Origin of the sequence: Streptomyces sp. NRRL S-495 (assembly GCF_000966955.1) — a bacterium.
In the GTDB taxonomy this organism is placed as follows: Bacteria; Actinomycetota; Actinomycetes; order Streptomycetales; family Streptomycetaceae; genus Kitasatospora; species Kitasatospora purpeofusca.
Genome location: NZ_JZWY01000892.1, coordinates 1 through 9,575, shown reverse-complemented (window position 1 = coordinate 9,575; position 9,575 = coordinate 1). Strand labels below are relative to the sequence as shown.

Below are 9,575 nucleotides of genomic sequence, written 5' to 3'. Positions count from 1 at the left end.
GCCGCCGCAGCGGTGAGGCCGGCGCCGTGGAGGTCGCCGAGACCACCGAGGACGGCGTCCGCACGGTGGTGAAGGTGCGCGAGCCGCGCCGCCGCTCCACCGAGCCGTCCTTCGACCCGGACGAGGTGCAGTCCATCAAGGGCTCCACCCGCCTGGAGGCCAAGAAGCAGCGCCGCCGCGAGGGCCGCGAGCTGGGCCGCCGCCGGGTGCCGATCATCACCGAGGCCGAGTTCCTGGCCCGCCGCGAGTCGGTCGAGCGCGTCATGGTGGTGCGTCAGAACGGCCAGCGCACCCAGATCGGCGTCCTCGAGGACGGCGTGCTCGTCGAGCACTACGTCAACAAGGAGCAGGCCACCTCGTACGTCGGCAACGTCTACCTGGGCAAGGTCCAGAACGTGCTGCCGTCGATGGAGGCCGCGTTCGTCGACATCGGCAAGGGCCGCAACGCGGTCCTGTACGCCGGTGAGGTCAACTTCGGCGCGCTGGGCGGCCACGGCGGCCCGCGTCGGATCGAGTCGGTGCTGAAGTCCGGCCAGTCCGTGCTGGTCCAGGTCTCCAAGGACCCGATCGGCCACAAGGGCGCCCGCCTGACCAGCCAGATCTCGCTGCCCGGCCGCTACCTGGTCTACGTGCCCGAGGGCTCGATGACCGGCATCTCCCGCAAGCTGCCGGAGAACGAGCGCGCCCGTCTGAAGCAGATCCTCAAGAAGATCGTCCCGGACGACGCGGGCGTCATCGTGCGCACCGCCGCCGAGGGCGCCTCCGAGGAGGAGCTGACCCGCGACGTCCAGCGCCTCCAGCAGCAGTGGGAGGACATCCGGAAGAAGGCCGCCTCCGGCAACGCCCCGGCGCTGCTGTACGGCGAGCCGGACATGACCGTCCGGGTCGTCCGCGACATCTTCAACGAGGACTTCACCAAGGTCATCGTCTCCGGCAACGAGGCGTGGAGCACCATCCACGACTACGTCGCCAACGTGGCCCCGGACCTCGCCGGCCGGCTCCAGCGGTGGACCTCCGAGGTGGACGTCTTCGCCACCTACCGGATCGACGAGCAGCTGATGAAGGCGCTGGACCGCAAGGTCTGGCTGCCCAGCGGCGGTTCGCTGGTGATCGACCGCACCGAGGCGATGATCGTCGTCGACGTCAACACCGGGAAGTTCGTCGGCCAGGGCGGCAACCTGGAGGAGACGGTCACCCGGAACAACATCGAGGCGGCCGAGGAGATCGTGCGCCAGCTGCGGCTGCGCGACCTCGGCGGCATCATCGTGATCGACTTCATCGACATGGTCCTGGAGTCCAACCGCGACCTGGTGCTGCGCCGTCTGCTGGAGTGCCTGGGCCGGGACCGGACCAAGCACCAGGTGGCGGAGGTCACTTCGCTGGGCCTGGTCCAGATGACCCGCAAGCGGGTCGGCCAGGGTCTGCTGGAGTCCTTCTCCGAGCCCTGCGTGCACTGCAACGGCCGCGGCGTGATCGTCCACATGGAGCAGCCGAGCGCCCACACCCACACCGGTGGCGGCACGGCCGCCGTCGAGGCGGGCGCGGGCAGCGGCAAGCGCCGGCGCCGGGGCAAGGGCGGCGCCGGGACCGAGGAGTCGCAGGTCGTCGAGGCGGCCGAGGTTGCTTCGGTCGAGGAGGCCGACGAGGAGTTCGAGATCGTCGAGTCCGCGCCGGTCCGCGAGGAGATCGAGGGCCAGCTGGCGATCGAGGTTCCGGGCGAGGCCGAGGCAGTGGCCGAGCCGGTCGCCGCCGCGCCGGTCGTGGTCGAGGCCCCGGTGGAGGCTCCGGCCGCCGCCCCCGCCGGACGGCCCCGCCGTCGGGCGGTCCGCAAGGCGACGGCTCCGGCCGGTGCGCCGGGCGGGGCGGAGATCGTGGTGCTGCAGGCCAAGGCCGAGGCGGCCCTGGAGTCGGCCCTGGCGGCCGTCTCCCCGGCGGCGCAGGCCCCGGTGGCCGAGGAGCCGCAGGCCGAGCCGGCCGCGGTCGAGGAGGCCCCGGCCGAGGCAGTGGCCGAGCCGGTCGCCGTCGAGGCCGCTCCGGTCGAGGAGGCCGCCGTGGCTGCCGAGGCTGCCGGGACCGAGGCCGGTCCGGACGCGACCGAGGAGCCCGCCGAGGAGGCGCCTGCCCCGAAGAAGCGGGCGGCCCGCAAGACCGCTGCCAAGAAGACCGCCGCCGCCGCCAAGAAGACGACGACGACCGCGGCGAAGAAGACCACCGCCCGCAAGACCGCCACCAAGCGGACGAGCGCGGCGGCCAAGAAGGCGGCGGCCGCCGAGGGTGATACGGCGGCCGAGTAGGGCCCGGTCCCGGGCGGACGTCCTCCGCCCGGGACCCGTACGGGCCGGTTTGCCCCAGCGGCGGCCGGCCCGTATTCTTGACCACTGGCGTGTCTACGCCTTGCTCCCGAGCACATCACCTCCCGGTCCTTGCAAGAGGACGGCTCCCCGCAAGGGGGGACGGGGGAGGCCCCTGTGTCCGTACCCAGGTGGCTGGCATCGAGAGTTCCGACCGAGTTGGGAAAGTAGGTACCGCATGTACGCGATCGTTCGCGCAGGCGGCCGCCAGCACAAGGTCGCCGTTGGCGACGTGCTGGAGATCGACCGTATCGAGGCCAAGCCGGGTGACTCGGTGGAGCTCTCCACCATCCTGGTCGTCGACGGTGAGGCCGTCACCTCCGACCCGTGGGTGCTGGCCGGCGTGAAGGCTCACGCCGAGGTGGTCGACCAGACCAAGGGCGACAAGATCGTCATCCTGCGCTACAAGAACAAGACGGGCTACCGCCGCCGTCAGGGTCACCGCCAGCAGCACACCGCGGTGCGCATCACCAGCATCGACTCGGTCAGCAAGTAAGGGGATAGCGAAAAATGGCACACAAGAAGGGCGCAAGCTCTACTCGTAACGGCCGTGACTCGAACGCCCAGCGCCTCGGCGTGAAGCGCTTCGGCGGCCAGGTCGTCTCCGCCGGCGAGATCATCGTCCGCCAGCGCGGCACCCACTTCCACCCGGGTGCCGGTGTCGGCCGCGGTGGCGACGACACCCTGTTCGCGCTGACCGCCGGTGCTGTGCAGTTCGGCACCCGCCGCGGCCGCAAGGTCGTCAACATCGTGGCCGTCGAGGCCTGAGTCACACCAGACTCACAATGAAGGGTGGGCCGGAATGTTCCGGTCCACCCTTCATGCTTTACAGGTAGAACACTGACTTCTTCGTACTGGAGGCACAACCATGACCACCTTCGTGGACCGCGTCGAACTTCATGTCGCCGCGGGCAACGGGGGCCACGGCTGCGCCTCCGTGCACCGCGAGAAGTTCAAGCCGCTCGGCGGCCCGGACGGCGGTAACGGCGGGGACGGCGGCAGTGTCGTCCTCACCGTGGACGCGCAGGTCACCACCCTGCTCGAGTACCACCACTCGCCCAAGCGCAAGGCCACCAACGGCAAGCCCGGAGCCGGCGGCAACCGCACCGGTGCCCTCGGCCAGGACCTCGTCCTCTTCGTGCCGGACGGCACCGTCGTCCTGGACCGGGAGGGCAATGTGCTCGCCGACCTGGTCGGCCACGGCACCAGCTTCGTCGCCGCCCAGGGCGGCCGCGGCGGCCTCGGCAACGCCGCGCTCTCCTCCGCCCGCCGCAAGGCGCCCGGCTTCGCGCTGCTCGGCGAGCCCGGCGAGTTCCGTGACATCGTCATGGAGCTCAAGTCCGTCGCCGACGTCGCCCTGGTCGGCTACCCGAGCGCCGGCAAGTCCTCGCTGATCTCCGTGCTCTCCGCCGCGAAGCCGAAGATTGCCGACTACCCCTTCACCACCCTGATCCCCAACCTCGGCGTGGTCACCGCCGGCGACACCGTCTACACCATCGCCGACGTCCCCGGGCTCATCCCCGGCGCCAGCCAGGGCCGCGGCCTCGGCCTGGAGTTCCTGCGCCACGTCGAGCGCTGCTCCGTCCTCGTCCACGTGCTGGACTGCGCCACCCTGGAGCCCGGTCGCGACCCGCTGACCGACCTGGAGACCATCGAGGCCGAGCTCGCCGAGTACGGCGGCCTCGGCGACCGCCCGCGGCTGGTCGCCCTCAACAAGATCGATGTGCCGGATGGCCAGGACATCGCCGACCTGACCCGCGCCTCCCTGGAGGAGCGCGGCTACCGGGTCTTCGAGGTGTCGGCCGCCTCCCGCAAGGGCCTGCGCGAGCTCAGCTTCGCCATGGCGCAGATCGTCGGCGAGGCCCGCGCGGCCAAGCCGCTGGAGGAGTCCACCCGGATCGTGCTGCGGCCCACGGCCGTCGACGACGAGGGCTTCACCATCACCGAGGAGGACGGCGCCTTCCGCATCCGCGGCGTCAAGCCGGAGCGCTGGGTCCGCCAGACCGACTTCTCCAACGACGAGGCCGTCGGCTACCTCGCCGACCGGCTGGCCCGCCTCGGTATCGAGGACAAGCTGTGGAAGGTCGGCGCGCACGAGGGTGACACCGTCATCATCGGCGCGGAGGAGAACGCCGTCGTCTTCGACTGGGAGCCGACCATGGCCGCCGGCGCCGAGATGCTCGGCCGCCGCGGCGAGGACCACCGCATGGAGACCCAGCGCCCGGCCGTCGACCGCCGTCGCGAGAAGCAGAAGGGCCGGGACGCCGCCGAGGCGGAGTACCTCGCCTTCGAGGCGCTCTCCAGCGGCCGCCAGGCCTCCATCGAGGGCGACGACGAGGACAGCTGAGTCCCCGTCCCGACCCGCGCGAGCCCCCGCCGCCCCGTCAACGGGCGGCGGGGGCTCGCGCGTTGACGGCGCGCCCGGCCGCGCGGGCCCGTCCCGCGCGCTGTCCGCGCGCCGTCCGGCGGCTGGAACACGGTGCGGGCGGGTCGGCCCGATCGCGTAGATTGCGGGGGAAACGGCCGGGCCGGGCCCGCCGCCAGCGCACCACACCGGAAGGGCGAGACCCGAGATGAGCGAGGACGAACTGCGGGCGGAGGTGCTGACCGCCCGGCGCATCGTCGTCAAGGTCGGCTCCTCCTCACTCACCACCGCCGCCGGCGGCATCGACGCCGACCGGGTGGACGCCCTCGTCGACGCGCTCGCCAAGGTCCGCACCCGCCCGGACGCCCCCGAGGTGGTGCTCGTCTCCTCCGGCGCCATCGCCGCCGGCCTCGCCCCGCTCGGCCTGGAGCGGCGGCCCAAGGACCTCGCCCGCCAGCAGGCCGCCGCCAGCGTCGGCCAGGGCCTGCTGATCGCCCGCTACACCGCCTCCTTCGCCCGCTACGGACTGCGCGTCGGCCAGGTCCTGCTCACCGCCGAGGACGCCAGCCGGCGCGCCCACTACCGCAACGCCTACCGCACCCTGGACCAGTTGCTGGCGATGGGCGCGATGCCGGTCGTCAACGAGAACGACACCGTCGCCACCGCCGAAATCAAGTTCGGCGACAACGACCGGCTGGCCGCGCTGGTCGCCCACCTGGTCCGCGCCGACCTGCTCGTGCTGCTCTCCGACGTCGACGGCCTCTACGACGGCGACCCCAGCCGCCCCGGCAGCAGCCGGATCGCCCGGGTCACCGGCCCGCACGACCTCGACGGCGTCGAGATCGGCAGCGCCGGCAAGGCGGGCGTCGGCACCGGCGGCATGGTCACCAAGGTCGAGGCCGCCCGGATCGCCACCGGCGCCGGCATCCCGGTCGTCCTCACCGCCGCCAGCCACGCCGCCGACGCGCTCGCCGGCCGCCCCACCGGCACCCTGTTCCTGCGCACCGGCAGCCGCTCCTCCGACCGGATGCTCTGGCTCGCCCACGCCAGCAGCCCGCGCGGCACCCTGCACCTGGACGCCGGGGCCGTCGAGGCCGTGGTCTCCGGCGGCGCCTCGCTGCTGCCCGCCGGGGTCACCAAGGTCGACGGCGAGTTCGCCGCGGGCGATCCGGTGGACCTTCTTGCCGAAAACGGCCACATCGTGGCGCGCGGACTGGTCAACTTTGATGCGAGGGAGTTGCCCCGCCTGCTCGGCCGGTCCACCCGGGACCTGGCCCAGGAGTTCGGCGCCGCCTACGAGCGGGAGGTCGTCCACCGCGACGACCTGGTCGTCCTGCGCGGCTGACCCGCCGTCGGACCGCCGGGGAAAGGGGTGGCTCCGCGCGGGGAGCACGCCCGGCCACGGGCGAGGAGGGACGCGGTCGGACCCGCGTCGGCCGGGGCCGGCGGGCACGACGACACGACATCGCCGAACAGGAGGCCGCCGGTGGAACGCAGGCGCGAGGCAGCGCTGACCGGAGGAACCGCGGGCCGACGGCTGACCAGCATCGACGGCGGCGGGGACGAGGGCCCGGCCGGACCGGCCGGTCCGCCGGAGGGTCCCGGCACGGTGCGCCGGCTCCCGACGGAGCGGCGCACCGCGCCCGAACCGCCCGCCGCGCCCGACCCGGCCCGGCTCTGGCACGTGGTGCTCAGCGTGGCCGGGCCGGTCACCCCGCTGTCCGAGCTGCGGGCCGGGCTGGAGCGGCTGGCGCACGACCACTCGTTCTTCCTGACCGCCCGCTACGCGGCCGACCACGCCGAGATCCGCTACTGGGAGCAGGCCCGGGACCTGCACGACGCGGCGGCGATCGCGCTGCGGCTGTGGGGCGAGCACAAGGCGACGGCCAAGCTGCCGCCCTGGGAGATCGTCGGCCTGGAGGTGGTCGACCGGGCGACGTACCACAAGCGGGTCGCCGAGGGCTTCGCCGGCCCGCCCCCGCAACTGGGCGGCGTCCACCCCTACTGAGGACCGGGAGAGCTGGGGCGGGGCCGGGGCCGGGCGGGCCGCAGGGGCCGGGAACGGCGTCTCACCGGGCGAAATGGGGCGGGGGAGCGGCCACGGCCTCCACTACCCTGGGCGCATGAGCAGCGCCAGCGCCCCCGCCTCCGCCGACAGCCCCGTCCTCGCCGTAGCGCGCCGAGCCAGGGAGGCCGCCGCCGCGCTCGCCCCGCTGCCGCGCGCCGCGAAGGACGCCGCGCTGCGGGCGATCGCCGACGCCCTGGTCGCCCGCGCCGCCGAGATCACCGCCGCCAACGCCGAGGACGTCGACCGGGCCCGCGCGGCCGGCACCCCCGAGTCGGTGGTCGACCGGCTCACCCTCACCGAGGAGCGGATCGCCGCCATCGCCTCCGACGTCCGCGACGTGGCCGGCCTGCCCGACCCGGTCGGTGAGGTCGTCCGCGGCTACACCCTGCCCAACGGCCTGGACGTCCGTCAGGTCCGGGTGCCGCTCGGCGTGGTCGGCATCATCTACGAGGCCCGACCCAACGTCACCGCCGACGCCGCCGCGCTCTGCCTGAAGTCCGGCAACGCCGTGCTGCTGCGCGGCTCGGCCTCCGCCTACCGCTCCAACACCGCCCTGGTCGCCGTGCTGCGCGACGCCGTCGCCGGGGCCGGGCTGCCGGCCGACGCGATCCAGCTCGTCCCCGGCGAGAGCCGGGACTCCGTGCAGGAGCTGATGCGCGCCCGCGGCCTGGTCGACGTGCTCATCCCGCGCGGCGGCGCCTCGCTGATCCGCACCGTCGTCGAGGGCTCCACCGTCCCCGTCATCGAGACCGGCACCGGCAACTGCCACGTCTACGTGGACGCCGAGGCCGACCTCGCGATGGCCGTCGGCATCCTGCTCAACTCCAAGGCCCAGCGGGTCAGCGTCTGCAACTCGGCCGAGACCCTGCTCGTCCACCAGGACATCGCCGACGCCTTCCTGCCGCTCGCGCTCGCCGCGCTCGCCGGGGCCGGGGTCACCGTGCACGGCGACGAGGCGGTGCTCAAGGCCGCGGCGGGCACCGGCGCCACCGTGCTGCCCGCCACCGACGAGGACTGGGAGACCGAGTACCTGTCGTACGACATCGCGGCCGCCGTCGTCCCCTCGCTGGACGCCGCCGTCGCGCACATCCGCCGCTGGACCTCCGGCCACACCGAGGCCATCGTCACCACCTCGCAGACCGCCGCCCGCCGCTTCACCAAGCTCGTCGACTCGACCACGGTCGCCGTCAACGCCTCGACCCGGTTCACCGACGGCAGTGAGTTCGGCTTCGGCGCCGAGATCGGCATCTCCACCCAGAAGCTGCACGCCCGGGGCCCGATGGGCCTGCCCGAGCTGACCAGCACCAAGTACATCGTCACTGGTGACGGACATGTCCGGGGCGAGGCGACGCAGACCGTGGGCGGCGCCGCCGACGCCGGCTGAACCCGCCCCGTCCGGGGCCCGCCGACCCCGCCGTCACACGGGCGCCGGACCAACTGGCCCGAGCCCCAGACAAATCGCCCGCCCGGTAATACGCTGAATCCGTGGCTGACGATGTGGGGGGCTTGCCGTACCCCGACGGTGCCGACCACGGTGGTGCGGACGACGAGTTCGCCACCGTGGTCTTCGACGAGGCGTTCGTCCGGTCCGCCGCCGTGCACGAGCCGACGGCCAAGGAGCGGCAGCTCGCCGCCGCCGAGGCCCGTCTCGAGCCGGACGCGGCCGGACCGGGCTGGGGCTTTGAACCCCCGGCCGCGGACGGACTGCCACTGGAGCTGCGCCCGTACCCGAGCCGGCTCGACGACGACCACCTCTATCCCGATCCGTGGTCCGGCCCGGGCCGGACCGGCGGACGGCGTTCGCGGCGCTGGCGCCCGGGCGGATTCGACCCGATCGGCGCCGGCCGCGGCCGGTACGTCGCCCAGCAGCGCTGGCACCGGCCGGTGGCCTGGGTGCTCGCCGTGATCATGGGCGTGAGCCTGGTCGCGGTGGCCGTCGCGGCGATCTACCAGGGTGTGGGCGGGGCCGGCGGTACCCCCCGGCGGCCCGAGTCCGGCAGCAGCAGCGCCGGGGTCGACCCGGTGCCGCCGCCGGCCGAGCCGTCGCTGGTGGTCACCGGCCCGGCGGGCTGAGCCACTGCCCGGCGGGCGGGCCGGTCCGACGCGCCCCGGGGCGGCTGCCACCGGTCACGGAGAGCTTCCGGTGATCTGCCGCAGGACCCTCGTGGCGGAGCCGGGATGCGCCTTACCCTGGTGTCATGGGTGACCCGCGCGAGCCTCCGGAGGGTGCGCCCGACGGTGGTTCCGGAAACGAGGACGAGTACCGGTCCGTCGTGTTCGACGAATCGTTCGTCCGGGCTGCCCGGATCCAGGAGCTGTCCGCGCGCGAGCGGCTCTCCGGCTCCTTCGCCCGCGCCACCCGGCCCAAGGTCCGGCTCGGCCCGCTGGGCACCGTGCCCCGGCAGGCGCTGGCCCTGCTGCTGGTGATCCTGCTGGCGTTCGGCGCCGCCGTGTACTTCGGTGTCACCTCGCCGACCCGGCCCACCGCCCGGCCCCAGGGCAGCCAGCTGACCGTGAGCCTGGTGGCGCTGAGCCCGGCCTCGTCGGTCCGTCCGGTGGCCGACCCGGCGAACCCGTTCACGACCCTGCCGCCGGGCTACAGCGACGGCGCGGTCGGCCTGGGGACACCCGCCGGCGCGGCCAGCGGCCACTTCTCCCGGGTCGAGGTGACCAAGGCCCTCGACACCGTGCAGCGCTATCTGGTGGCCTCCTCGCTGTCGCCCGCCGTGCTGGTGCAGGGGGCGACCGCGGAGGTGCGGGCCTTCGTCACGCCCGGTGAGCAGGCCCAGTT

Annotated in this window: 8 protein-coding genes and 1 pseudogene; all 9 read left to right on the top strand. The window is 73.8% G+C overall.

Annotation, left to right across the window (positions count from 1 at the left end; all coding sequences use genetic code 11):
* Positions 1 to 2,294: Rne/Rng family ribonuclease (locus VR45_RS35745; RefSeq protein WP_045944087.1), on the top strand; the 2,294-nt coding region annotated here is incomplete at its 5' end.
* 235 nt (positions 2,295 to 2,529) lie between these two features.
* Positions 2,530 to 2,847, top strand: coding sequence for a 50S ribosomal protein L21 (gene rplU / locus VR45_RS35740; RefSeq protein WP_030397424.1), 318 nt, complete (start codon positions 2,530 to 2,532; stop codon positions 2,845 to 2,847).
* A 14-nt stretch (positions 2,848 to 2,861) separates the two neighbouring features.
* Positions 2,862 to 3,119 carry a 50S ribosomal protein L27 gene (rpmA, locus tag VR45_RS35735; RefSeq protein WP_030397425.1) on the top strand — a complete coding sequence of 86 codons (258 nt, stop codon included), beginning with the start codon at positions 2,862 to 2,864 and terminating at the stop codon, positions 3,117 to 3,119.
* Between the two features lie 100 nt (positions 3,120 to 3,219).
* Positions 3,220 to 4,698 carry a GTPase ObgE gene (obgE, locus tag VR45_RS35730; protein WP_045944086.1) on the top strand — a complete coding sequence of 493 codons (1,479 nt, stop codon included), beginning with the start codon at positions 3,220 to 3,222 and terminating at the stop codon, positions 4,696 to 4,698.
* Between the two features lie 226 nt (positions 4,699 to 4,924).
* Positions 4,925 to 6,061 carry a glutamate 5-kinase gene (gene proB, locus VR45_RS35725; RefSeq protein ID WP_045944085.1) on the top strand — a complete coding sequence of 379 codons (1,137 nt, stop codon included), beginning with the start codon at positions 4,925 to 4,927 and terminating at the stop codon, positions 6,059 to 6,061.
* A 141-nt stretch (positions 6,062 to 6,202) separates the two neighbouring features.
* Entirely contained in the window at positions 6,203 to 6,724 is a 522-nt protein-coding gene (locus VR45_RS35720) for a hypothetical protein (protein WP_045944084.1), read from the top strand.
* A gap of 115 nt (positions 6,725 to 6,839) precedes the next feature.
* The gene (locus tag VR45_RS35715; protein ID WP_045944083.1) at positions 6,840 to 8,168 is read left to right on the top strand and encodes a glutamate-5-semialdehyde dehydrogenase; all 1,329 of its coding nucleotides are present in this window, start codon (positions 6,840 to 6,842) and stop codon (positions 8,166 to 8,168) included.
* A gap of 101 nt (positions 8,169 to 8,269) precedes the next feature.
* On the top strand, positions 8,270 to 8,857 hold the full coding sequence (locus VR45_RS35710; protein ID WP_045944082.1) for a hypothetical protein: 588 nt from the start codon (positions 8,270 to 8,272) through the stop codon (positions 8,855 to 8,857).
* Between the two features lie 200 nt (positions 8,858 to 9,057).
* A pseudogene (locus VR45_RS35705) lies at positions 9,058 to 9,575 on the top strand (hypothetical protein); the annotation flags it as partial.